Source organism: Pseudonocardia sp. Ae505_Ps2, from assembly GCF_001932425.1.
In the GTDB taxonomy this organism is placed as follows: Bacteria; Actinomycetota; Actinomycetes; order Mycobacteriales; family Pseudonocardiaceae; genus Pseudonocardia.
This window is the reverse complement of record NZ_MCIP01000001.1, coordinates 723,642-745,971: the sequence shown is the minus strand read 5'-3', so window position 1 is coordinate 745,971 and position 22,330 is coordinate 723,642. Positions and strand designations below refer to the sequence as shown.

The window sequence follows — 22,330 nt, the reverse complement described above, 5'->3', positions numbered from 1 at the left end:
ACCTGACCTCAGAGGAGACGAGGACAGATGGCACAGCGCAGCAAGGCCTATCGTGAGGCCGCCGCGAAGATCGACGCGGACCGCCTCTACTCGCCGCTCGCCGCGGCGAAGCTGGCCCAGGACACGTCCAGCAAGAACACCGACGCGACCGTCGAGGTCGCGATGCGGCTGGGCGTCGACCCCCGTAAGGCGGACCAGATGGTCCGCGGCACCGTGAACCTGCCGCACGGTACCGGCAAGACCGCCCGGGTCATCGTGTTCGCCACCGGCGACAAGGCCGCCGAGGCCGAGGCCGCCGGCGCCGACGCCGTGGGCGCCGAGGACCTCATCGAGCGGATCCAGGGCGGGTGGCTCGACTTCGACGCCGCCATCGCGACCCCGGACCAGATGGCCAAGGTCGGCCGCATCGCCCGCATCCTCGGCCCGCGTGGCCTGATGCCGAACCCGAAGACGGGCACCGTGACGCCGGACGTCACGAAGGCCATCAACGAGATCAAGGGCGGCAAGGTCAACTTCCGGGTCGACAAGCAGGCCAACCTGCACCTCGTCATCGGCAAGGCCTCGTTCGACACCGAGAAGCTGGTGGAGAACTACGGCGCCGCCTACGACGAGATCCTGCGGCTCAAGCCGTCGGCCGCCAAGGGCCGCTACGTCAAGAAGATCACCGTCTCCACCACCACCGGGCCGGGCATCCCGGTGGACCCGAACCGCACCCGCAACCTGCTGGTCGCGGACGAGGAGACCGACTGATCGCCTGATCAGCGCCTGACACGACGACGCCCCCGGTTCCCTGCGGAACCGGGGGCGTCGTCGTCTGCGGGGTCAGGCCCAGTCGCGCAGGACGTCCTCGACGTCCTCCGGGCCGGTACCGCGACCGGCGGTCTCGGTGACCGTGCGGGAGAACCGCGGCGCCGGTGCGGCCTGGGGCACGCCGTCGGAGGTGACGATGGTTCCGCGCGCGGCCAGGTGCGCGTTCTCGCGGGCCTCGGCGAACGACAGCACCGGGGTGGTGCACGCGTCGGTGCCCTCGAAGACCGCGGCCCACTCGTCGCGGGGCTTGGAGGCGAACACCTCGGTGAACCGGGCCCGCATGGCGGGCCAGCCGGCGCGGTCGTACTGCGGGCCCAGCTCGTCCTCGGTGAGCCCGAGCCCGGCGATGAGCTGGGCGTAGAACTGCGGCTCCAGGGCCCCGACGGCCATGTGGCCGCCGTCGGCGCAGGTGTAGGTGTCGTAGAACGGGGCGTGCCCGTCGAGCAGGTTCGAGCCGCGCTCGTCGACCCAGGCGTCCTGGGCCAGGAAGCCCCAGAACATCTGGTTGAGGACGCTGACGCCGTCGACCATGGCGGCGTCGACGACCTGCCCCTGCCCGGAGGCCTTCGCCTCCCAGAGCGCGGCCAGCACGCCGACGACGAGCAGCATGGAGCCGCCGCCGAAGTCACCGACCAGGTTCAGCGGTGGGACAGGGCGTTCCCCGGCGCGGCCGATGGCGTGCAGCGCACCGGTCAGCGAGATGTAGTTCAGGTCGTGCCCGGCGCGCGGCGCCATCGGGCCGTCCTGGCCCCAGCCGGTCATCCGGCCGTAGACCAGGCGCGGGTTGCGGGCGTGGCAGTCCTCCGGGCCGACGCCGAGGCGCTCGGTGACGCCCGGCCGGTAGCCCTCCAGCAGGACGTCGGCGGACTCGACCAGCCGGAGCACGGTCTCCCTGCCCGCCGGGTCCTTCAGGTCCGCGGTGACCGAACGGCGGCCGCGTGCCGTCGGGTCGGGTACCGAGTCGGACCCGAGCTTCAGCCCGCCCGACGGCCGGTCGATGCGGACGACGTCCGCCCCGAGGTCGCCCAGGATCATCGCCGCGTGCGGCCCCGGCCCGATCCCGGCCAGCTCGATCACCTTCAGTCCGGCCAGCGGACCCCTGCCCCGTGTCACCGTGGACCTCCTCGTCACGCGAATGGTTCCCGGCGACGGTAGCGGCCCGGCGCCGGTGGTCAGCCGGTCGGCTCGCGAGCCGGCTCCTCGTAGTCCCAGATGTCCTTGCCGATCTCACGGACGGGATGGCCGGTCGTGTCCCGCTCCTGGATCGTGTACGCGTAGCGCCCGTGCTGCCAGCCGTCGCGCAGCGCGACCTCCAGCAGGCAGGCCTCGGCCCAGTCGTGCCACTCGTCGAAGCCGTCGGGCAGCGGGTCGGGTGCGTCGCACTGGATCTCGGTCATCCGGTGCAGCACACCCCGCAGCGGCTGCCAGGCCTGCACGTCCAGCCAGATGTCGTCCATCGCCGGCGCCTCCGTCGGGTGGGTCGGCCCCCAGTCTCGCCGGGCGCCGTCGCGGCGGGCCGGACGGCCGGGGGGTCTTCACCCGATCGTGGTCAGGCCTTGAGCAGGTCCTCCCGGCCCTCGGCCTGGAGCTTGGCCTTGTACGGGCCGAAGAGCTGCTTGGCGATCGGCAGCAGCTTGAGGACCTTCGAGACCGGGCCCTTGGCGCGGACGTCGCCCTTGGCCAACGCGACCGGGAGGATGACCTTGCCCAGCCAGAACCGGTTGCCGGTGTCGGCGGACATGAACAGCTCGATGTTCGGGTCGGGGCCCTGCCCGGCGCCGGTGTGGATCTCGGAGTTCGGCATGTCCACGGTGAGCACCGCGTCCGGGTTCGTGTAGGTGATCCGCAGGACGACGCCCGACGGCTTCAGCTTCGCGACCAGGTCCGGGTCGGCCATGCCGATCCGGAACACCCCGCCCAGGTACTCGTAGACCTCGGCCTCGTCGGCGAACACGGCCATCAGCGCCTCCTCGCGGGATGGGGGCCGGACGTGGGGTCGCCCGGTGCGTCGCGGCGAGTGTGTCCGGTGTGGTCCGGGGCGCGCAGCCGATCACCGGGCCAGGGTTGGCCCGCCCGGGCCGTGCCGCCCCTCAGCGCCCGGCCGGGTGCTCGTCGAGCAGCCCGCAGCGCCCGGCGAGCGCGGCCGCCTCGATCCGGTTGGCCGCGCCCAGCTTGTGCAGCAGCGAGGCGATCATGCGCTTGGCGGTGCGCTCGCTGACCAGCATCGGGCGCGCGATGTCGGCGGTCTCCAGGCCCCGGGCCAGCAGCGTCCACAGCTCGATGTCGCGCTCACCGAGCCGGTCGAGCAGGCCGTCGGCGGTGCGGTCGGCCGCGACGAGCAGCGCGTCGAGCAGCTCCGCGCGCAGCACCCGCACCCCGGCAGCGATCGACAGCAGCGGGGCGACCAGCACCTCCGGGTCGGCGGACTTGCCCAGGTAGCCGTCGGCGCCCGCGCGCATCGCGGCCGCGGCCAGGTCCAGGTCCTCGGTGCCCGACAGCGCCAGCACCCGGGTGGCGGGGTAGGCGGCCTTGATCCGGCGGATCGTCTCCACCCCGCCCAGCGGCGGCAGCGCGAGGTCGACGATCGCGATCCCGGCCCGGTGCCGCCCGACCAGCGCGACAGCCTCCTCCCCGGCCGTGGTGGAGCCCGCGACCCGGAAGGTGTCCCCGGCGCGGGACTCCAGCAGCAGGGCGAGCCCCTGCGCGAACAGGGCGTGGTCGTCGACGATGACGACGACGTGCGGCGCTGTCGGCGCGGGCGGCATGCCCCGAGCCTAATGTGGCCCCGACCCGCGTCCCCGTCCGAGAGGCCCCGACCGTGACCGCGCACCCCGGTGAGCTCCCCGAACGCACCCGGGAGGAACGCCAGGCCGTCGTGCTGCGGCTCTGCGTGGTGCTCGCCGCCGTGGGCCTGGTCGTGAGCCGCCCGGACCTGACCGGCGAGCGGCCGGTCGTCGCCGCGGTGCTGGTCGGGCTGAGCACGGTGTACGCGGCGGTGCTCGGCGTCGTCTCGCTGGTGCGGGGGCGGCTGCCGGTGCCCCCGGCCGTGTTGACCGGGCTCGACGGCGTGCTCAGCGTGCTCGCCTGCGGCTTCACCGGCGGCGTCGCGAGTCCGATGGTGGGGGCACTGCCGCTGGTCGTCATCGCGATCGCGTTGCGCGGGGGGCCGCGCGTCGCGCGGTTCGCCGCGCTCGGGCTCGGTGCCGGCTACACCGTCGCGGTACTGCTCGGGTCCGGGCCGCGCGTCGCCCTCGCCGACGCGCTCCTGGCCGGGCTGTGGTGGACCGGCTTCCTGTTCGCGACCGCCGTGCTCACCGGGGTGCAGGTGCGGCTGCTGGAACACCAGCTGGCCGACATCGCGACCACCCGGGCCCGCGCGGAGAACGAACACGAGCGCTACCTGTCCGAGCGTGCGCTGCGGGACCGGATCGTGTCCCAGAGCCGGGCCCGGCTCGACGGTGCCCGTGTCGTGCTGCACGAGTTCCGGACCCCGGTCGCCTCGCTGACCGCGCTGTCGTCGGACCTCGCGGCGGGCAGGCTCGACGGTGACGCGGCCCGGCGTGCGTCGCGGCTGCTCGCCGACCACGCCGCCCACCTCCAGGACATGCTCGACGGGCTGGCCGACCTGGCCGTCGCCGACGGCAGCCCGCTCGGGCGCGACCGGCCCCGGCGCGTCGCGCTCGCCGAGCTCGCCGACGCCGTGCTCGACGCCGCCGGGATCGCCGCCCACCGGCGACACCCGGTCGTCGAGCCGGCCGGGGCCGCGGTCCACTGCGACCCGCAGCGGCTGCGCCGGATGCTCACCAACCTGGCCGAGAACGCCGCCCGGCACTCCGGCGACGAGGTCGTGGAGCTGCACCTGTCGCACGACGGCGCCGTGCTCACCGCCGAGGTCCGGGACCGCGGTCCCGGCCTGCCCGCGGGCCAGGAGGGCGTCGTGACGGCCAAGGGCGTCGCGCTGGGGGAGCGCCGCGGCACGGCCGGGCTGGGCCTGTGGATCGCCGAGGCGCTCGCGTCCGCGATGGACGGTGAGCTGAGCCTGCTCCCGCGCGAGGGCGGCGGCCTCGTCGCCCGGCTCACCCTCCCGCTCGCCGGCGCCTGAGGACCTCCCCTGGCACCCGGGGGCCAGCGCTGGCGCGGACGACGGGTGTGCCGGAGGTCTCGGCGCGACCAGGATCCACCACCATGCGTACGACGGCAGCGGTGCTGTGGGAACCCGGTGGCAAGTGGGAGATCGAGGAGGTCGAGCTCGACTCCCCGAACGCCGGCGAGGTGATGGTCGAGCTGACCGCGTCGGGGCTGTGCCACTCCGACGAACACCTCGTGACCGGTGACCTGCCCGCGGTCCTGCCGATGGTCGGCGGCCACGAGGGCGCCGGCCGGGTCATCGAGGTCGGCCCGGGTGTCACCGAGCTCGAGGTCGGAGACCCGGTCGTGATGACCTTCCTGCCCTCCTGCGGGCGCTGCCCGTACTGCTCCAAGGGCCAGCCGAACCTCTGCAACGACGGCGCCGGAGCCACCCTCGGGCCGCAGCTCGACGGCACCTACCGGTTCCACGCCCGCGGCGAGGACCTGGGCCAGATGTGTCTGCTCGGCACGTTCGCCCGGCACACCGTCGTCCCGGTGAAGTCCGCCGTGAAGATCGACGAGGGCTTCCCGCTCGACCTGGCGGCGCTGGTCGGCTGCGGCGTCACCACCGGCTTCGGCTCCTCGGTCCGCACCGCGGACCTGCGGGCCGGGGACACCGCCGTCGTCGTCGGCATCGGCGGCATCGGCGCGAACGCGGTGCAGGGCGCCCGCGCGGCCGGGTGCCGGTACGTCGTGGCCGTCGACCCGGTCGAGCACAAGCGGGAACGGTCCCGCGAGCTGGGCGCCACGCACGTCGCCGCGAGCATCGACGAGGCCTGGGAGATCGTCAGCGAGGTGACCCGCGGGCAGATGGCCGAGGCGGCGATCCTGTGCACCGGCGTCGCGATGGGTGAGGACCTGCAGCCCGCGCTGCAGCTGGTCGGCAAGCGCGGCCGGGTCGTCGTCACCGCGCTGGCCCGGGCCGAGGAGGAGACGGCGTCGCTGTCGCTGCTCGACCTCACGCTCTACGAGAAGCAGATCCGCGGCGCGCTGTTCGGCAGCTCCGCGGCGCAGTTCGACATCCCGCGGCTGCTGGAGATGCACAACCTGGGACAGCTCAAGCTGCGTGAGCTGATCACCAAGGAGTACACCCTCGACCAGGTCAACGAGGGCTACGAGGACATGCGTTCCGGGCGCAACATCCGCGGGCTCATCCGGTACTGAGCACGACCGGGGCGACTCGCACCGACCCGGATCTGACAGGCTGGTGGGGTCACCCTCCCGTCCCGTCGTCCCCAGGAGTCGCCCCGGTGAGCTCGGAGGCCCCGCTCGAGGAGCTCGGTTCCCCGAGCCTGGTGGAGCTGGCGCTCGACCGGATCCGCCGGGACATCCTGCGGGGTGTGTTCGCGCCGGGGGAGCGCCTGGTCGAGGAGCAGCTGACCCGCCGGTTCGGCATCAGCCGGGCGCCGGTGCGCGAGGCGCTGCGTCAGCTCGGTGAGCAGGGCCTCGTCGAGCACCTCCCGCGGCGCGGGGTCCGGGTCTGCGAACTCTCGGCCCGGGACATGACCGAGCTGTTCGGGCTGCGCGACGCGCTGGAGCGGTTCGCCGTGGACGAGATGTTCGCCGGGAGCGGGCGCCGGGACCCGGCCCGGCTCGCCCGTCTCCAGCGGGCCACCGAACGGATCGAACGCGCCGCGGCCGACGACGGCGAGGGCGCCGCGGTCGACCGTGCCGAGGCACACCGCGAGTTCCACCTGGCCCTGGTCGGGCTGGCCGGGCACCGGCACCTCGTCCGGGTCTTCGAGCCGGTCATCCTGCAGCTCCAGCTGTACATGGCGACCAACATGCGTCGCGAGGCCGAGCAGCGCTCCCCGGCCGAGGGGGCGCGACGGCACCGCCGGCTGTACGAGGCGGTCGTGGCCGGGGACCGGGCGGCTGTGCTCGACGCGCTGGCCCACCACGGGGGCCGCGCCTACCTCGGCCCCGAGCTGCACGAGCAGTAGCAGACGTCACGCAGCTGTTACCTCGGACACCTTGAGGTGACACCAAACTGTCGACAATCGACGGAATGCAGCTGCTGTCCAGCCCCTCGGCGACGGTGTCCGGCCTCCGTGCCGGCTACGCCTCCGGCGCCCTCCGACCCGCGGACGTCGTCGCGGAGCTGACCGCCAGGATCGACGCCCGCGGCGACGACCACGTCTGGATCTCCCGCACCCCGGTCGACGAGCTGCACCGGCGGGCCCGTGAGCTGGAGGGACTCGACCCGGCCGGCCACCCGCTGTGGGGCGTGCCGGTGGCGGTGAAGGACAACATCGACGCCGTCGGGCTCCCCACCACCGCCGCCTGCCCGGCGTTCACCCGCACCCCCGACGCCGACGCCACCGCGGTCCGGCGGCTGCGCGCGGCGGGCGCGATCGTCGTCGGGAAGACCAACCTGGACCAGTTCGCCACCGGTCTGAACGGGGGCCGCTCGCCCTACGGGGCGCCGGAGAGCGTCTTCGGCGGCGACCTGATCTCCGGCGGGTCCAGCTCGGGGAGCGCCGTCGCCGTCGCGGCCGGGCTGGTGCCGGTCGCGCTGGGCACCGACACCGCCGGGTCCGGGCGGGTGCCCGCCGCGCTGAACGGCGTCGTCGGGCTCAAGCCCACCCGCGGCCTGATCGGCACGGCCGGGATGCTGCCCGCCTGCCGGTCGCTGGACTGCGTCAGCGTGTTCACCCGCGACCTCGCCGGGGCCGCCGAGGTGCTCGCGGTGCTGGCCGGGCCGGACCCGGACGACCCGTGGTCCCGGGCCGCCCCGCCAGAGGCCCCCGGCGCCGGCCCGGTCGTCGTCGCGCTGCCGGAGGACCTGGATCTCGACCGCGGTGACGGGACGGTCGACACCGGGTTCGCCGACGCCTTCGCCCGGGTCGCGGCGACCGTCGCCGCCCGGGCCGCGAGCACCGTCGGCACACCCACCGCGGCCCTGCGCGAGGCCGGGGACCTGCTCTACGGCGGGCCGTGGGTGGCCGAACGGCTCGCCGTCCTCGCCGACGTCCTCGACACCCACCGCGACGCCGTGCTGCCGGTGACCCGCGCGGTGATCGAGGCGGGTGCCCGGTTCTCCGCCGTCGAGGCGTTCCGCGCCCGGTACCGGCTGCAGGAGCTGCGCGCCGAGGTCGCCCGGCTGTTCGCGACCGCGGACGTCCTGCTGCTCCCGACCGTGCCGACGACGTTCACCCGGGCGGAGCTGGCGGCCGAGCCGGTCGTGCGCAACCTCGTCCTGGGCCGCTACACCCAGGCCACCAACCTGCTGGACCTCGCCGCCGTCGCGGTGCCCGCCGGGACCACCGACGACGGGCGGCCGTTCGGGGTCACCCTGCTCGGCCCCGCCTTCTCCGAGGCCCGGCTGCTGCACGCCGCGGCCGCGCTGCTCGGGCCGCCGCGATGAGACCGCCCGCACCGTGCCCGTCCTCTCTGCCCGCACCGACCACCGGAACCGGAGGCGCCATGACGACCGACGCACTCGACACCGCACCCGACCCCGCACTCGACGCCGCGACCCGCACCGCCACCATCGGGCCGGTCGCGGCCCGTCCCTACCCCTGGCCCTACGACGGCACCGTCCCCGCCGCCCGCACCGCGCTGATCTGCATCGACTGGCAGGTCGACTTCTGCGGGCCCGGCGGCTACGTCGACCGCATGGGCTACGACATCGGGCTCACCCGACAGGGCCTCGCCCCGACCGCCCGGCTGCTGGCGCACGCCCGCGAGACCGGGATGCTCGTCGTCCACACCCGGGAGGGACACGCCGCGGACCTGTCCGACCTGCCCGCGAACAAGCGCTGGCGGTCGCGGCGGATCGGGGCGGAGATCGGCAGCCCCGGACCGGCCGGGCGGATCCTCGTCCGCGGCGAACCCGGCTGGGAGATCGTGCCGGAGGTCGCCCCGGTGCCCGGCGAGGTGCTGATCGACAAGCCCGGCAAGGGCGCGTTCTACGCCACGCAGCTCGACCTGGTCCTCCGCTCCAACGGGATCACCCACATCCTGCTGACCGGCATCACCACCGACGTCTGCGTGCACACCACCATGCGCGAGGCGAACGACCGCGGCTACGAGTGCCTGATCCTCGCCGACTGCACCGGCGCCACCGACCCCGCCAACCACGACGCCGCCCTGCACATGGTGACCATGCAGGGCGGGGTGTTCGGCGCCGTCGGGTCGTCCGACGCCGTCGTCGGGGCGACCACCTGGAGTGACTCGTGATCTCGGTCGACGCCGACCCCGGCACCTTCGCCTTCGACCCCGCGACCACCGCCCTGCTGATCATCGACATGCAGCGGGACTTCTGCGAGCCCGGGGGCTTCGGCGAGACCCTGGGCAACGACGTGTCGTTGCTGCGCAGCGTCATCCCGCCGCTGCAGGAGGTACTGCGCACCGTCCGCGCGCTGGGCATGACCGTGATCCACACCCGCGAGGGCCACGTCCCGGACCTCAGCGACTGCCCGCCCGCCAAGCTCAACCGCGGCGAGCCGAGCCTGCGCATCGGCGACCCGGGGCCCAAGGGCCGCATCCTGGTCCGCGGCGAGTACGGCCACGACATCATCGACGAGCTGAGGCCCGAGTCCGGCGAGCTCGTGATCGACAAACCCGGCAAGGGCTCGTTCCACGGCACCACCTTCGGCGCCGAGCTGCGGTCCCGCGGCATCACCAGCCTGATCGTGGCCGGCGTGACCACCGAGGTCTGCGTGCACACGACCGTCCGGGAGGCCAACGACCGCGGCTACGAGTGCCTCGTGCTCTCGGACTGCACCGGCTCCTACTTCCCCGAGTTCCACCGCGTCGCACTGGAGATGGTGGCCGCCCAGGGCGGCATCTTCGGCTGGGTCGCGCCCTCGTCCGCACTGCTCACCGCACTGACCAGGGAGGCCGTGGCATGACCACGACGGATACCGCACCCCAGCCGATGAGGCTCTCCTGGTGGGTCGCGGGGGACACCAACGCGTTCTTCGGGCTCGGGTTCAACACGCTGGTCAACGTGTTGACCCTGACCGGGCTGTGCATCGGGGTGGTGAACATCCCCGGCGCCGAGGTGTTCGGGGTGATCCTCCCGGCGCTCGGCGTCCAGCTGCTGATCGGCAACGTCTACTACACCTACCTCGCCCGTCGACTGGCGCACCGCGAGGGCCGCACGGACGTCTGCGCCATGCCCTACGGCCCGTCCGTGCCGCACATGTTCATCGTCGTCTTCGTGATCATGCTGCCGATCGCGCTGGCCACGGGGAACCCGCTCACCGCCTGGGCGGCCGGTCTCGCCTGGTCGTTCATCATCGGGTTGATCGTGCTGCTCGGCGCGTTCGTCGGTCCGTGGATCCGGCGGTTCACCCCGCAGGCCGCGATGCTCGGCACGCTCGCGGGCGTCTCGATCGCGTTCATCTCGATGCGCCCGGCCGCGCAGATGTTCGAGGCCCTGTGGATCGCGCTGCCGGTCATGGTGATCATCCTGATCGGGTTCTTCACCGACCTGAAGCTGCCCGGGAACATCCCGGTGGGGCTGGCAGCGCTGCTCGTCGGCACCGCGATCGGCTGGGTCGGCGGGTACATGTCGGTGCCCGACGTCGTCTCCGCCGCCGGCGACGTCGCGATCAGCCTCCCGACCGTCGACCTCGCCCGGCTCGGTGCCGGGCTCGCCGACGTCGCCCCGCTGCTCGCCACGGCGATCCCGCTGGGCATCTACAACTTCACCGAGGGCATGACGAACATCGAGTCCGCGGCCGTCGCGGGCGACGAGTACAATATGCGCGCGGTGCTCGCCGCGGACGGCGCCGGCGCCGTCGTCGGTGCCGCGATGGGCTGCCCGTTCCCGCCCGCGGTCTACATCGGACACCCGGGTTGGAAGGCGGCCGGCGGCCGGACGACGTACTCGCTGGCGTCCGGGGTGTTCATCTCCCTGATGTGCTTCCTCGGGCTGTTCTCGCTGCTCGGAGCGTTGCTGCCGACCCCGGCGATCGTGCCGATCCTGCTCTACATCGGCCTGCTGATCGGGGCCCAGGCGTTCCAGGAGACCCCGCGCCGCCACGCCGTCGCCGTCGTCATCGCGATCGTCCCGAACATCGCGGCCTGGGCCACCGGGCTGATGAACAACGCGCTGTCGGCCGCGGGGACGACCGCGGCCCGGGTCGGGGAGGAGGCCCTCGCCGGGGCCGGGCTGGTCTACCACGGCACCGTGCTGCTCGGCGGTGGCGCGATCCTCGCCGGTCTGGTGCTCGGCTCGATCACCGCGTTCGTCATCGACAAGAACTTCTTCGCCGCGGCCGCGTACTCCGCCGCCGGGGCGGTGCTCGGGTTCGTCGGGCTGATGCACGCCGAGGCCGTCGGCTGGAACGTGGGCGGGCAGATCGCGCTCGGCTACCTGTTCGCCGCGATCGTGCTGGCCGCGTTCGGGTGGGGCACCCGACGTGGCGCCACCGCCCGGCAGGCCGTCGCGCCGGAGCCCGCCGCCGCGCCGGTCGCCCCGGCGGAGCCGCAGCCGGCTCGGCCGGCCGCGGCTCCGGCCACGACCGAGGGGCCCGACGCCGTCGGCGGACCCCGCCCGGCCACGGCATGACCCGCGGCACGGTCACCACGGCCGACGAGCTGGACCGGCCCGACGTCGTCGCGCAGGTGCGGGCTGCGTTCGACCGGTACGAGCGGGCGCTGCGCGACGCCGACGTCGCCGTCCTCACCGAGCTGTTCTGGGACGACGACCGCTGCGTCCGCTTCGGCGTCGCCGACCGCCAGCAGGGCGGCGCCCAGATCGCCGCGTGGCGCCGGGTGAACCCCGGGGTCCCGGCCGGGCGGACGCTGTCCGGCACGACGGTCCTCGCCCTCGGGAGCGACGCGGCCGTCGTCAGCACACGGTTCGGCTACCCGGACGGCGCGCGGGAGGGCCGGCAGACCCAGACCTGGGCGCGGCTCGGCGGCGCCTGGCGGATCGTGGCAGCACACGTCTCGGAGGTGCCGTGCTGACCGGGGGATTCGCGGTCGTCGCCGCGCACCGGCGGGGCCAGCCGCTGCACCACGAGCTGCTCGCCCTCGGGGCCCGGTTCCGGGCGGTGCGGGTGACCGCGCCGGAGTACCGGCTGCTCGCCCTCGACGGCGACGTCCCGCGCGGCGGGCTGCTCCGGGTCGGCGCGGGCGGCGCGGCGATCGAGGTGGAGGTGTTCGACCTGCCCGCCGCGGCCGCCGCGGGCCTGGTGCTGCCCGCGCCGCTCGCGCCGGGCCGGGTCCTGCTCGACGACGGCGATCCGGTCGCCGGGATCGTGTGCACGACGGCGACGCCCGGGGCCCGGGACGTCACCGAGCACGGCAGCTGGCCCGCCTACCTCGCGGCACGGTGATCCGGGGCCGTCCCACCGCATCCGTGCGGATGGGACGGCCCCGGGGCCTCAGCCGACCAGGTCGCGGATCGTGCGCAGGTGGTCGGGTGCGCCGTCCACGACCATCGTCGTGATCAGCGAGTCGCGGAACACCGGCAGCTCCTCGGCGATCTTCGCCGTCGGACCGACGAGTGCCACCTGCTCGACCATCGAGGTCGGGACGGCCTTCGCGGCCGCGTCCTTGTCGCCGGCGAGGTAGAGCTCCTGGATGCGGGCGCACTCCTGCTCGTAGCCCATGCGGGCGAAGACCTCGTAGTGGAAGTTCGCACCCCTGGCGCCCATCCCGCCGACGTAGAGCGCGAGGAACGGGCGGATCCGGTCCGCGGCAGCCTCGACGTCGTCGTCGACGACGACCTGCACCATGCAGACGACCTCGAAGCCGTCCGGGCGCCCGCCGCGGGCGGCGAAGCCGGCGTCGAGGGACTCGCGGTAGTGCGCGTCGTTCCGGGGTGCGTAGAACAGCGGCTGCCAGCCGTCGGCGATCTCGGCGGCCAGCGCGACGTTCTTCGGGCCCTCGGCGGCGAGCAGGATCGGCAGGTCGGTCCGGTACGGGTGCAGCGTCGAGCGCAGCGGCTTGCCCAGCCCGGTGCCGCCCGGGTACGGGATCGGGTGGTGCGGGCCGTCGGAGAGCACCTTCTCCCGCGCGATCGCGGCGCGCAGGATCCGGACGTACTCCCGGGTGCGCGCGAGCGGCTTCGGGTACGGCTGCCCGTACCAGCCCTCGACGACCTGTGGCCCGGACGCGCCGATGCCCAGCACCATCCGGCCGCCGGAGAGGTGGTCCAGCGTCATGGCGGCCATCGCCGTCGCGGTCGGGGTGCGCGCGGACATCTGCACGACCGAGGTGCCCAGGCGCATCCGCGTGGTGCGGGAGCCGAGCCAGGACAGCGGGGTGAACGCGTCCGAGCCGTACGCCTCGGCCGTCCACATCGAGTCGAAGCCGAGGTCCTCGGCGGCGTCGACCTTCTCCACCGTTCCGGGCGGCGGCCCGGCGCCCCAGTAGCCCAGCGCCAGGCCGAGCTTCACGACGCCGTCCCGAACGTCACCGGTAGCCGCTTGATGCCGTTGATGAAGTTCCCGGTCAGGAACTCCGGCTCGCCCACCGACAGGTCCGGGACCCGGGTGAGGAGCTGGTGGAACAGCGCGCGCAGCTGGGTCTTGGCCAGGTGGTGGCCCAGGCAGAAGTGCGGGCCGCCGCCGCCGAAGCCGACGTGCGGGTTCTCGGCGCGGGTGATGTCGAAGACGTGCGGGTCGGTGAACACGGACTCGTCACGGTTGCCGGAGTGGTAGAAGAGCACGACCCGCTCGCCCTCGGCGATCCGCTGCCCGCGGATCTCGGTGTCGCGGGTCGCGGTGCGCCGGAAGGTCAGCACCGGGCTGGCCCAGCGGACGAACTCCTCGACGGCGGGCTTGATCCGGTCGTCGAACTCCTCGGTCAGCAGCCGCTTCTGGTCCGGGTTGCGGTCCAGCGCGAGGATGGCGTGGCTGGAGGTCTGCCGGGTGGTGTCGTTGCCCGCGACGCACAGCAGCACGAAGAACGCCGCGATCTCCTCGTCGGTGAGCGCGTCGCCGTCGACCTCGGCCTGCACCAGGGCGGTCATCAGGTCGTCGGCGGGGTCCTCGCGGCGCAGCGCCGACAGCTCGAACGACGCGGTGTGCAGCGTCATCAGCCCGTTGAGCAGCACCGCCATCGGGTCGCCGTCGCCGATGTAGTCCGGGTCGTTCCAGCCGACCATGGCGTTGGCGGCGTCGGCGACCTCCTGCCGCCTCTCCGGCGGGATGCCGATCATCTGCGAGATCGTCCACATCGGCAGCCGCGCCGCGACCGCGGTCACGAAGTCCGCCGAGCCGTCACCGGCGAGCAGGTCGTCGACGATGAGCCGGGCCTGTTCGGCGATCTGCTCCTCGATCTGACGGACCCGGCGCGGGGTGAACACCGAGCTGATGACCTTGCGCTGGCGGTGGTGGCGCGGCGCGTCCATCGCGAGGATGGAGTGCGCGGCCTCCAGCATGTCCTCGGGCACGTCCTCCAGCATCACGCCGCCGTACTGCTGGCCGGAGGCGAAGGTCTCGGCGTCGCGGCTGACGGCCTGGATGTCGGCGTGGGTGACCAGCGCCCAGAACCCGGGGGCGTCGGGGTCGGGCAGCAGGTCGGTCTCGGCCGGCGGGTGCCAGGACAGCGGGCGCTCGCGGCGCAGCTCGGCGAACCGCTCCTCGCGGGCATCGGGGGTCTGGGCCCAGAACGCCTGGGTGGAGATGTCGAGCGGGTCGTACGGGCGCTTCTCCGTGGTGGTCACGGGATTGCCTCCTCGCGGTTGCGTCGTCGGAACCGGATCAGATCTCGGGTGGGGGGATCATGCCCGTCAACACGGCACCGCTGATGCCGCCGTCGGCGACGAGCGCGTGACCGTTGATCCAGGCGGACTCCGGACCGGCCAGGAACAGGACCGGGCCGGCGATGTCGGCGGGGGTGGCGTGCCTGCCGAGGAACGCGGCGAGCGCGTCGAGGTTCTCCTTGCCCATCGACTCCTCGAAGTCGCCGAGGATGGGGGTCTCGACCGGGCCGGGGCAGACGGCGTTCATCCGCACCCCGTTCTCGCCGAACACGGGGGCCATGAGCATCGTGTAGACGATCAGGGCCTCCTTGGAGAAGTTGTAGGCGTTGCCCGCCTGCGGATGCGCCGCGAACCAGGCGAGCCCCTCGTCGAGGGTGTCGGTGGCGAGCAGCTCACGCAGCGCCGCCAGCCGGTCGGCCCAGCCGTAGCCGGCGATGGAGGCGACGTTCACGATCGCGCCACCCGGGCGGATCCGTTCGACGGCCGACTCGGTCAGGTGACGGAGCCCGAGCAGGTTCACCCGCAGCACGAGCTCGGCCGGCGCGGTGCCGGGCACTCCCGCCACGTTGCACAGGGCGTCGAACTCCCCGTCGAGCGCGGCGACGGCGGAGTCGATCGACGCGACGTCGGACAGGTCGCAGTGCACGTGCCGCGCGACGCCGACGGGGGTGTCCTTCAGGTCCAGCGAGACGACCTCGTCGCCGGCATCGACGAACCGGCGCGCGACCTCGGCGCCGATCCCGGACGCGGCACCGGTCACCAGTACCCGGCGGCTCACTTGGTGACCAGGAGGTCCTCGCGGCCGTCGGCCTTGAGACGTTCGACGTAGGTGGGGAACAGGCGCTTGGACAACGGCGCGAGCTGCAGGAGCTTGGTGACCGTGCCCTCGACCTTCACCTTGCCCTTGGCCATGGCGAAGGTCAGGTTGACCGTGCCCTGCCAGTAGGCGTTCGCGGTCTCGGTGGACATGGTCATCGTGGCCTGCGGCTCGGGGGCGCCGGCGTCGGAGCCCTTCCAGACCTTGGCCCCGGGCAGGTCGATGATCAGCGCGGAGTCCGGGTCGGTGCACTGCTGACGCAGGACCAGGCCGGTGCTGCGGAGCTTCGGCGACAGCTCGGGGTCCGCCAGCGCGGTCTCGAAGATGCCGCCGATGTAGCGGTACAGCTCGTCCTCGTCGGTGAATCCGGGCACGGTTCCTCCACGTCGTCGTGAGTGTGCGTCGTTGCCACCGGAACGTAACGTAGATTACGTTACTGGGGAAGTACTCCGACTCGGAGGACGCGGAGGTCGACGCGGACGTGGCCGTGGACGCGTCGACGACGGTGGTCGACGACCCGACGGTCCCCGTGCCGGTGTCCCGCGGGCCTTCCGGGGGAGTGGGGCGCAGCCGCTCCGCCGCCCGCCACGGTCGTTCGGGACCGATGCCGTCCCGCCCCGGCGGGCAGCGCCGGGTCGGCCGGTCCGGCTCTGCTCCGGGTTCCGTCCGCCCGACGCGTGACGCGCGGACCGGACGCCCGCCGCGCAGGATCTCCTGATCGGACGCGCGTCCGGCGTGGCACCCTGGTGGGCCGGCACGGGTGGTGGAGAGGGGGCGGGGTGGCCAGGAGGACGGGTCGGCAGATCGCTGCCGAGCAGTACTACGACGCCGCGATGTCGATCCTCGCGCGCGAGGGCGCGGCCGGGCTGAAGATCGGCCCGCTGTGCCGGTCCCTCGGCGTGACCAGCGGATCGTTCTACCACCACTTCGGCGGCTGGGCGGGCTTCGTTCGCGGGCTGCTGCGCTACTGGGAGGCCGAGCAGACCGACCGGATCGTCGAGCTGGCCCGGGCGACCGCGGACCCGGTCGAGCGGATCGACGTGGTCAAGCAGCTCACGGTGGCCCTGCGACACGACGCCGAGGCCGCGATCCGGGCGTGGGCCCAGATCGACCCGGAGGTCGGTCGTGCCCAGGCGCGCGTGGACGTGCAGCGCAGGATCGCGCTGGAACAGGTGGTGGCCGAGGTGGTGCCCGACCCGGACGACGCCCGCAGGCTCGCCGTCTTCGGCATCTCGCTGATGGCCGGGTACCAGCAGACCTGCGACCCCCGCGACCGCGATCTCCTGCGTGCCCTGTTCGACGACTACCAGCGCCTCATCCTGTCGTACGCCCCGCACGTGACGCCGCCGATCGGGTGATCCTCTGTGCGGGTGGGGCGGTGGTGGCCGAACCGGCCGACCGCGCCCATTCAGGCCGTTCGGACCAGCCCTGCTACCCGACCGGGAGCACTGTTACCCACGGTCCGCAACAATCTGCGGTGATCTGTAACCCTCGGTAACCGTAACGTAGACTACGGTACGGTGACTGATCGGCGACCCCGCCGACCCGCAAGTAACCCCTGACGCGCAGACTCGTTGTGCCGTTCAGCACCGACGACTGGCCCCCGCTCCCCAGCGTTCCCGGGCCCCGGTGCGGTTCGTCGGTCTATTGCGCGAGGAGGCGACACGTGACCGGTGTCGAGGTGAAGGTCGAGGGACTGACGAAGTCCTTCGGTCGGGCCAACATCTGGTCGGACGTGAGCCTGACCCTGCCCGCGGGCGAGGTGTCGGTGTTGCTCGGGCCGTCGGGTACCGGCAAGTCGGTGTTCCTGAAGTCGCTGATCGGGCTGCTGAAGCCCGAGCGGGGATCGATCGTCATCGAGGGTGTGGATCTGTGCAAGTGCTCGGAGTCGGAGCTGTACGAGATCCGGAAGCTGTTCGGGGTGTTGTTCCAGGACGGTGCGTTGTTCGGGTCGATGAACTTGTTCGACAACATCGCGTTCCCGTTGCGGGAGCACACGCGCAAGTCGGAGTCGGCGATCCGGGACATCGTCATGGAGAAGATCGACATGGTCGGTCTGGTGGGTGCGGAGGGGAAGCTGCCGGGGGAGATCTCGGGTGGTATGCGCAAGCGTGCGGGGTTGGCGCGGGCGTTGGTGTTGGATCCGAAGATCATTTTGTTCGATGAGCCGGACTCGGGTCTGGATCCGGTGCGTACGGCGTATCTGAACCAGTTGATCATCGATTTGAACGCGATGACGGATTCGACGTTCCTGATCGTGACCCATGACATCAACTCGGCGCAGACGGTGCCGGACAACATCGGTCTGCTGTATCGCAAGCATCTGGCGATGTTCGGTCCGCGGGAGGTGTTGTTGACCTCGGACGAGCCGGTGGTGGCGCAGTTCCTGAACGGGCGTCGTGAGGGTCCGATCGGGATGTCGGAGGAGAAGGACGCTGCGCAGGCTGCCCGGGAGATGGAGGAGGCGGGTGAGCTGGAGGGTCGTCCGCCGATGAAGCCGCAGTTGGTGGCTTCGACGGGGATGCCGGACCGGAAGGCGGTGCACCGTCGCCGGGAGCGGGTCGAGGCGATGCTGCACGAGCTGCCGCAGTCGGCGCAGGAGGCGATCCGCGAGCAGCACGCCGAGACCGACGCGACCTCCCGGTTCGCCCGCCCCGCGCAGGACGGGAGCACGATCTCCGAGGCCCGCGACGAGCACCCGACCGACATCCACCCGCGGATCACCGACGACACCCCCGACCCCCGTGGCCGGCACCAGCTCTCCGGCGGTGACCGATGACCAGTCCCGTCACCCGGGCGCTCACCCCGGTCGGCAAGTTCTTCGGCCTGTTCGCCGAGATCGGCCGCCAGGGACTGCGCCGGCCGTTCCAGTGGCGTGAGCTCGTCGAGCAGACCTGGTTCGTCACCAAGGTCTCCGCGCTGCCGACCGCGCTGTTCACCATCCCCTTCGGTGCGACGATCGCGCTGCTGCTCGGTGAGCTGACCCGCCAGTTCGGCGCCCAGTCCCAGACCGGCGCCGGCGCGGTCCTCGCGATCGTCCAGCAGGCCGCACCGATCGTCACCGCACTGCTGATCTCCGGTGCCGGCGGCTCCGCCGTGTGCGCCGACCTCGGTGCGCGGACCATCCGCGAGGAGATCGCGGCGATGGAGGTGCTCGGCATCTCGCCGATCCAGCGCCTCGTCGTCCCGCGGGTGCTCGCCATGGGCATCACCGCGGTCGTCCTGAACGGCCTCGCGACCTGCGTCGGCGTCGCGGGCGGGTACTTCTTCAACGTCATCATCCAGGGCGGCTCGCCCGGCGCCTACATCTCCAGCTTCTCGGCGATCGCGCAGGTCAGCGACATCGTCGTGTCCGAGCTGAAGGCGTTCCTGTTCGGCATCGTCGCCGGCGTCGTCGCCGCGTTCCGCGGGCTGAACCCGCCGCCCGGTGCGAAGGGGGTCGGTGACGCGGTGAACCAGGCCGTCGTCATCTCCTTCGTCCTCGTCTTCCTCATCAACCTCGTGCTCACCGCCCTGTACCTCGAGCTCGTCCCGCCGAAGGGCTTCTGATGGTTACCCGACTCGGAGCGCGGACCCGCCGGGCCGCCCAGGCGCCGCTCAACCAGCTGGAGGAGCTGGGCGACCAGCTCTCGCTCTACATCCGGTCCATCCTCTGGATCCCGAAGACGCTGACCCGCTACAAGAAGGAGGTCGCCCGGCTGCTCGCCGAGGTCTCCTTCGGGTCCGGCGCGCTGATCGTCATCCTCGGCACCGTCGGTGTGATGGCGTCGCTGTCGCTGTTCGTCGGCTCGCTGGTCGGCCTGCAGGGCTTCCGGGCCCTGGACGCCCTCGGCGTCGAGGCGCTGACCGGCTTCATCACCGCCTACTTCAACACCCGCTCGATCGCCCCGCTGGTCGCCGCCTCGGCACTGACCGCGACCCTCGGCGCGGGGTTCACCGCCCAGCTCGGTGCGATGCGGATCTCCGAGGAGATCGGCGCCCTCGAGGTCATGGCCGTGCCCTCGGTGCCCTACCTGGTCACCACCCGGGTGGTCGCCGGCATCGTCGCGATCATCCCGATCTACACGCTCGGCCTGCTCGCCAGCTACGCCGCGTCGCGGATCAACGTGACGCTGCTCAACGGTCTGCCGGGTGGCACGTACGACCACTACTTCGACCTGTTCCTGCCGGTCAGTGACGTACTGCTGTCGTATCTCAAAGTGATCGTGTTCGCGACGGTGATCATCCTGATCCACTGCCACTACGGCTACTCCGCCAAGGGCGGCCCGGCCGGCGTCGGCGTCGCGGTGGGCCGGGCGGTGCGGCTGTCGATCGTCAGCACCGCGGTGCTCGACTTCTTCCTCACCCTGGTCATGTTCGGCACCTCCACCTCGGTGCGGGTGGCCGGATGAGGTCCACCAAGCGCGTGCTGCAGGGCCTGGCCTTCGTCACGGTCATCGTCGTCCTGCTCGGCCTCGCCGTCGCCCAGTACGCCGGGGTGTTCTCCTCCGGCGTCCCGGTCACGCTCAACGTCGCGCGGGTCGGCACCCAGATGCAGGAGCGCTCCGACGTCAAGATCAACGGTCTGATCGTGGGGCAGGTCGACAAGGTCGTCTCGGACGGCACGACCACCAGCATCGACATGTCGATGGACCCGCAGTACCTCGACGAGATCCCGGAGAACGTCACCGCGCAGCTGCTGCCGAAGACGCTGTTCGGCGAGAAGTTCGTCTCGCTCGTCCCGCCGGCCGCGCCCTCGACCACCCGCCTCGCCGCGGGTGACGTCATCCCCGAGGACCGCAGCCAGGCCGCTCTGGAGGTCGAGCGGGTGCTCGACGATCTCCTGCCGCTGCTCCAGACCGTCCGCCCGCAGGACCTCGCGACCACCCTCGGCGCGCTGTCCCAGGCGCTGCAGGGCCGCGGCAACCAGCTCGGCGAGACCCTCACCCAGCTCAACACGCTGGTCGAGGGCCTCAACCCGGCCGTGCCCGACCTGCAGGAGGACATCCGCCAGCTGGCGACGTTCTCCGACAACCTGAACCAGGCGGCGCCGGACCTGCTCGACGCGCTCGACAACCTGACGGTCACCAGCCGCACGATCGTCGAGAAGCGCGAGGGGCTGCGGAACCTCTACCGCTCCATCACCGGCGCGTCGGACGACCTGCGGGCCTTCCTCGACGCCAACGGCGAGAACATCATCGGGCTGTCGGCGGCCAGCCGGCCGACGCTGGAGACGCTCGAGCGCTACTCGCCCGAGTTCCCCTGCCTGACCCGCCAGCTCGTCGAGCTGATCCCGAAGATCAACAACGCGATCCGGCCGGGCACCGACCGGGTGGGCATCAACATCACCCTCGAGATCGTCTCGAGCAAGGGCAAGTACCTGCCCAACCAGGACGAGCCCCGCTACGGCGACGACCGCGGGCCGCGCTGCTACCCGATCCCGTCGCCGGCCGGCACCCAGTACCCGCCGGACGGCCCGTTCCGCGACGGCTCCGTCCCCGGCCCGGCCCCGGCCGGGCAGCCGATGGGCAACCCCGAGGACTTCGGGACCGACACCTTCGGCACCTACGACGGCACGAACAGCTTCGGCCTGATCCAGGACCAGAGCGCGCAGAACGGTGCGGGCGTGCTGCCCCCGCTGACCAGCGCGCTCGGCCAGGCCGGCATCCAGCCGTCGTCCTACGACGGGGCGCACCAGAGCGGCTCGGTCGACATGGGCGTCGCGAACTCCACCGGTGAGCAGCAGGTCGTCGCCCAGCTGCTGGCCGCCCACCAGGGCGGTTCCCCGCAGGCCGTCCCGGCCTGGAGCGCGACCTTGGTCGGCCCGCTCCTGCGCGGCACGGAGGTGACGCTGACGTGAGCAGGCTCCCGATCTCGGCGCTGGTCAAGTTCCTGGTCTTCGCGCTGATCACGGCACTGGGCACCACGATGCTCGGCCTGACCATCGCGAACGCCCGCGGTGGCCAGGTCACCGAGTACACCGCCCGGTTCACCGACGCGACCGGCCTGCTGGCCGGCGACGACGTCCGCATCGCCGGCGTCGTCGTCGGGTCGATCAAGGACGTCCGCATCGTCGACCAGCGGGTCGCCGAGGTGGCGTTCGACGTCGACTCGTCCACCCCGCTGCCGGCGACGGTCAGCGCGACCCTGAAGTACAAGAACCTCATCGGCCAGCGGTACATGGCGCTGGACCAGGGCGCGGGCCCGACCGGGGAGGACCTCCCCCCGGGCGGCCAGATCCCGATCGAGCGGACCCGGCCCGCGGTCAACCTGACCGTGCTGTTCAACGGCTTCCAGCCGCTGTTCCAGGGCCTCGACCCGGATCAGATCAACAAGCTGTCGATGGAGATCGTCCAGGTCCTGCAGGGCGAGGGCGGCACGGTGCAGAGCCTGCTCGCCTCGACGTCGTCGCTGACCAACTCGATCGCCGACCGCGACCAGGTCATCGGTCAGGTCATCGACAACCTGAACCTGACCCTCGACACCGTCAACCGCAACGACGAGGGCCTCAACGAGCTGATCAGCTCGCTGCAGGCGCTGGTGTCCGGACTCGCCCAGGACCGCGAGCCCATCGGCAACGCGATCCAGTCCATCGGCGAGCTGACCCAGGTCACCGGGTCGTTCCTGGAGGACGCCCGCCCGCCGCTGCGCGACGACATCCGCAACCTCGGCGATCTGGCGACCCAGCTCGACCAGGGACGCCCCACGATCGAGCGGTTCCTGCAGTACACGCCGTTCAAGCTGAACCGGATCGCCCGCGTCGGCTCCTACGGCAGCTGGTTCAACTTCTACCTCTGCGGCCTCGACGGCCAGATCGGCATCTCGCCGATCCTGCCGCCGACCTCACTGGAGGACCTGGGCATCGGCCCGATCCGCAACCCCGAGCGGCGCTGTGGCCCGGACCCGTCCGGGATCGGGGCGGGCAA

Annotated in this window: 23 protein-coding genes and 1 pseudogene; 16 read left to right on the top strand and 8 right to left on the bottom strand. The window is 72.4% G+C overall.

Features of this window, described 5'->3' with window-relative positions:
• Positions 1–27: 27 nt before the first annotated feature.
• The gene (rplA, locus tag Ae505Ps2_RS03345; RefSeq protein WP_020623287.1) at positions 28–750 is read left to right on the top strand and encodes a 50S ribosomal protein L1; all 723 of its coding nucleotides are present in this window, start codon (positions 28–30) and stop codon (positions 748–750) included.
• 72 nt (positions 751–822) lie between these two features.
• Here rplA and Ae505Ps2_RS03340 read toward each other — a convergent pair whose 3' ends face one another.
• The 4 genes from Ae505Ps2_RS03340 to Ae505Ps2_RS03325 form a co-directional block, all read right to left on the bottom strand.
• The gene (locus tag Ae505Ps2_RS03340) at positions 823–1,923 is read right to left on the bottom strand and encodes a CaiB/BaiF CoA-transferase family protein (protein ID WP_020623286.1); all 1,101 of its coding nucleotides are present in this window, start codon (positions 1,921–1,923) and stop codon (positions 823–825) included.
• A gap of 59 nt (positions 1,924–1,982) precedes the next feature.
• Entirely contained in the window at positions 1,983–2,267 is a 285-nt protein-coding gene (locus tag Ae505Ps2_RS03335) for a hypothetical protein (RefSeq protein ID WP_020623285.1), read from the bottom strand.
• A gap of 92 nt (positions 2,268–2,359) precedes the next feature.
• Complete coding sequence (locus Ae505Ps2_RS03330; RefSeq protein ID WP_020623284.1) at positions 2,360–2,770, bottom strand: sterol carrier protein; 411 nt, start codon at positions 2,768–2,770, stop codon at positions 2,360–2,362.
• A gap of 130 nt (positions 2,771–2,900) precedes the next feature.
• A complete protein-coding gene (locus Ae505Ps2_RS03325; protein WP_020623283.1) occupies positions 2,901–3,575 on the bottom strand; it encodes a response regulator transcription factor in 675 nt (224 codons plus the stop codon).
• 53 nt (positions 3,576–3,628) lie between these two features.
• Here Ae505Ps2_RS03325 and Ae505Ps2_RS03320 point away from each other — a divergent pair, with 53 nt between their 5' ends.
• The 9 genes from Ae505Ps2_RS03320 to Ae505Ps2_RS03280 all read left to right on the top strand — a co-directional run bounded on the left by Ae505Ps2_RS03320 (position 3,629) and on the right by Ae505Ps2_RS03280 (position 12,233).
• Entirely contained in the window at positions 3,629–4,912 is a 1,284-nt protein-coding gene (locus tag Ae505Ps2_RS03320; protein WP_043277602.1) for a HAMP domain-containing sensor histidine kinase, read from the top strand.
• A gap of 83 nt (positions 4,913–4,995) precedes the next feature.
• Positions 4,996–6,102, top strand: coding sequence for an NDMA-dependent alcohol dehydrogenase (locus Ae505Ps2_RS03315; RefSeq protein ID WP_043277598.1), 1,107 nt, complete (start codon positions 4,996–4,998; stop codon positions 6,100–6,102).
• 86 nt (positions 6,103–6,188) lie between these two features.
• Positions 6,189–6,881 carry a GntR family transcriptional regulator gene (locus tag Ae505Ps2_RS03310; RefSeq protein ID WP_020623280.1) on the top strand — a complete coding sequence of 231 codons (693 nt, stop codon included), beginning with the start codon at positions 6,189–6,191 and terminating at the stop codon, positions 6,879–6,881.
• Between the two features lie 65 nt (positions 6,882–6,946).
• Positions 6,947–8,305 carry an allophanate hydrolase gene (locus tag Ae505Ps2_RS03305; protein ID WP_075310112.1) on the top strand — a complete coding sequence of 453 codons (1,359 nt, stop codon included), beginning with the start codon at positions 6,947–6,949 and terminating at the stop codon, positions 8,303–8,305.
• Positions 8,306–8,364: 59 nt separating this feature from the next.
• Positions 8,365–9,120, top strand: coding sequence for an isochorismatase family cysteine hydrolase (locus tag Ae505Ps2_RS03300; RefSeq protein WP_170917007.1), 756 nt, complete (start codon positions 8,365–8,367; stop codon positions 9,118–9,120).
• Complete coding sequence (locus tag Ae505Ps2_RS03295) at positions 9,117–9,794, top strand: isochorismatase family cysteine hydrolase (RefSeq protein WP_075310114.1); 678 nt, start codon at positions 9,117–9,119, stop codon at positions 9,792–9,794. Before Ae505Ps2_RS03300 ends, Ae505Ps2_RS03295 begins: the two co-directional genes overlap by 4 nt.
• Positions 9,791–11,461, top strand: a complete 1,671-nt coding sequence (locus Ae505Ps2_RS03290; RefSeq protein ID WP_075333899.1) for a regulator — start codon at positions 9,791–9,793, stop codon at positions 11,459–11,461. The genes Ae505Ps2_RS03295 and Ae505Ps2_RS03290 overlap by 4 nt, the downstream gene beginning before the upstream one ends.
• On the top strand, positions 11,458–11,862 hold the full coding sequence (locus Ae505Ps2_RS03285) for an AtzH-like domain-containing protein (RefSeq protein ID WP_075310118.1): 405 nt from the start codon (positions 11,458–11,460) through the stop codon (positions 11,860–11,862). Before Ae505Ps2_RS03290 ends, Ae505Ps2_RS03285 begins: the two co-directional genes overlap by 4 nt.
• Positions 11,856–12,233 carry a hypothetical protein gene (locus tag Ae505Ps2_RS03280; protein WP_075310120.1) on the top strand — a complete coding sequence of 126 codons (378 nt, stop codon included), beginning with the start codon at positions 11,856–11,858 and terminating at the stop codon, positions 12,231–12,233. The genes Ae505Ps2_RS03285 and Ae505Ps2_RS03280 overlap by 7 nt, the downstream gene beginning before the upstream one ends.
• Before the next feature lie 48 nt (positions 12,234–12,281).
• On the opposite strand, the gene Ae505Ps2_RS03275 is transcribed toward Ae505Ps2_RS03280, so the two are convergent.
• Genes Ae505Ps2_RS03275 through Ae505Ps2_RS03260 form a run of 4 tightly spaced genes read right to left on the bottom strand, consistent with a single transcriptional unit; the run spans position 12,282 to position 15,799 of the window.
• Complete coding sequence (locus tag Ae505Ps2_RS03275) at positions 12,282–13,298, bottom strand: LLM class F420-dependent oxidoreductase (protein ID WP_075310122.1); 1,017 nt, start codon at positions 13,296–13,298, stop codon at positions 12,282–12,284.
• Positions 13,295–14,569, bottom strand: a complete 1,275-nt coding sequence (locus Ae505Ps2_RS03270; protein ID WP_075310124.1) for a cytochrome P450 — start codon at positions 14,567–14,569, stop codon at positions 13,295–13,297. Before Ae505Ps2_RS03270 ends, Ae505Ps2_RS03275 begins: the two co-directional genes overlap by 4 nt.
• A 37-nt stretch (positions 14,570–14,606) precedes the next feature.
• Positions 14,607–15,386, bottom strand: coding sequence for a coniferyl-alcohol dehydrogenase (locus Ae505Ps2_RS03265; RefSeq protein ID WP_075310126.1), 780 nt, complete (start codon positions 15,384–15,386; stop codon positions 14,607–14,609).
• Positions 15,383–15,799, bottom strand: coding sequence for an SCP2 sterol-binding domain-containing protein (locus tag Ae505Ps2_RS03260; protein ID WP_020625180.1), 417 nt, complete (start codon positions 15,797–15,799; stop codon positions 15,383–15,385). Before Ae505Ps2_RS03260 ends, Ae505Ps2_RS03265 begins: the two co-directional genes overlap by 4 nt.
• A gap of 405 nt (positions 15,800–16,204) precedes the next feature.
• On the opposite strand from Ae505Ps2_RS03260, the gene Ae505Ps2_RS03255 reads away from it, so the two are divergent.
• The 6 genes and pseudogenes from Ae505Ps2_RS03255 to Ae505Ps2_RS03230 all read left to right on the top strand — a co-directional run.
• On the top strand, positions 16,205–16,783 hold the full coding sequence (locus tag Ae505Ps2_RS03255) for a TetR/AcrR family transcriptional regulator (RefSeq protein WP_020625179.1): 579 nt from the start codon (positions 16,205–16,207) through the stop codon (positions 16,781–16,783).
• Between the two features lie 308 nt (positions 16,784–17,091).
• On the top strand, positions 17,092–18,204 hold the full coding sequence (locus Ae505Ps2_RS03250) for an ATP-binding cassette domain-containing protein (protein WP_075310128.1): 1,113 nt from the start codon (positions 17,092–17,094) through the stop codon (positions 18,202–18,204).
• Entirely contained in the window at positions 18,201–18,974 is a 774-nt protein-coding gene (locus Ae505Ps2_RS03245; RefSeq protein WP_020622220.1) for an ABC transporter permease, read from the top strand. Before Ae505Ps2_RS03250 ends, Ae505Ps2_RS03245 begins: the two co-directional genes overlap by 4 nt.
• Positions 18,974–19,816 carry an ABC transporter permease gene (locus Ae505Ps2_RS03240; protein ID WP_075553400.1) on the top strand — a complete coding sequence of 281 codons (843 nt, stop codon included), beginning with the start codon at positions 18,974–18,976 and terminating at the stop codon, positions 19,814–19,816. Before Ae505Ps2_RS03245 ends, Ae505Ps2_RS03240 begins: the two co-directional genes overlap by 1 nt.
• Positions 19,813–21,264, top strand: a complete 1,452-nt coding sequence (locus Ae505Ps2_RS03235; RefSeq protein ID WP_075333897.1) for an MCE family protein — start codon at positions 19,813–19,815, stop codon at positions 21,262–21,264. Before Ae505Ps2_RS03240 ends, Ae505Ps2_RS03235 begins: the two co-directional genes overlap by 4 nt.
• A pseudogene (locus Ae505Ps2_RS03230) lies at positions 21,261–22,238 on the top strand (MCE family protein); the annotation flags it as partial. The gene Ae505Ps2_RS03235 and the pseudogene Ae505Ps2_RS03230, both read left to right, overlap by 4 nt.
• Positions 22,239–22,330 lie beyond the last annotated feature (92 nt).

Excerpts from the sequence above, each read along its gene's own strand:
- Ae505Ps2_RS03285 (WP_075310118.1), top strand. The coding sequence starts at position 11,458 with ATGACCCGCGGCACGGTCACCACGGCCGACGAGCTGGACCGGCCCGAC.
- Ae505Ps2_RS03305 (WP_075310112.1), top strand. The coding sequence starts at position 6,947 with ATGCAGCTGCTGTCCAGCCCCTCGGCGACGGTGTCCGGCCTCCGTGCC.
- rplA (WP_020623287.1), top strand. The coding sequence starts at position 28 with ATGGCACAGCGCAGCAAGGCCTATCGTGAGGCCGCCGCGAAGATCGAC.
- Ae505Ps2_RS03335 (WP_020623285.1), bottom strand. The coding sequence starts at position 2,267 with ATGGACGACATCTGGCTGGACGTGCAGGCCTGGCAGCCGCTGCGGGGT.
- Ae505Ps2_RS03325 (WP_020623283.1), bottom strand. The coding sequence starts at position 3,575 with ATGCCGCCCGCGCCGACAGCGCCGCACGTCGTCGTCATCGTCGACGAC.
- Ae505Ps2_RS03245 (WP_020622220.1), top strand. The coding sequence starts at position 18,201 with ATGACCAGTCCCGTCACCCGGGCGCTCACCCCGGTCGGCAAGTTCTTC.
- Ae505Ps2_RS03330 (WP_020623284.1), bottom strand. The coding sequence starts at position 2,770 with ATGGCCGTGTTCGCCGACGAGGCCGAGGTCTACGAGTACCTGGGCGGG.
- Ae505Ps2_RS03290 (WP_075333899.1), top strand. The coding sequence starts at position 9,791 with ATGACCACGACGGATACCGCACCCCAGCCGATGAGGCTCTCCTGGTGG.
- Ae505Ps2_RS03315 (WP_043277598.1), top strand. The coding sequence starts at position 4,996 with ATGCGTACGACGGCAGCGGTGCTGTGGGAACCCGGTGGCAAGTGGGAG.
- Ae505Ps2_RS03300 (WP_170917007.1), top strand. The coding sequence starts at position 8,365 with ATGACGACCGACGCACTCGACACCGCACCCGACCCCGCACTCGACGCC.
- Ae505Ps2_RS03240 (WP_075553400.1), top strand. The coding sequence starts at position 18,974 with ATGGTTACCCGACTCGGAGCGCGGACCCGCCGGGCCGCCCAGGCGCCG.
- Ae505Ps2_RS03235 (WP_075333897.1), top strand. The coding sequence starts at position 19,813 with ATGAGGTCCACCAAGCGCGTGCTGCAGGGCCTGGCCTTCGTCACGGTC.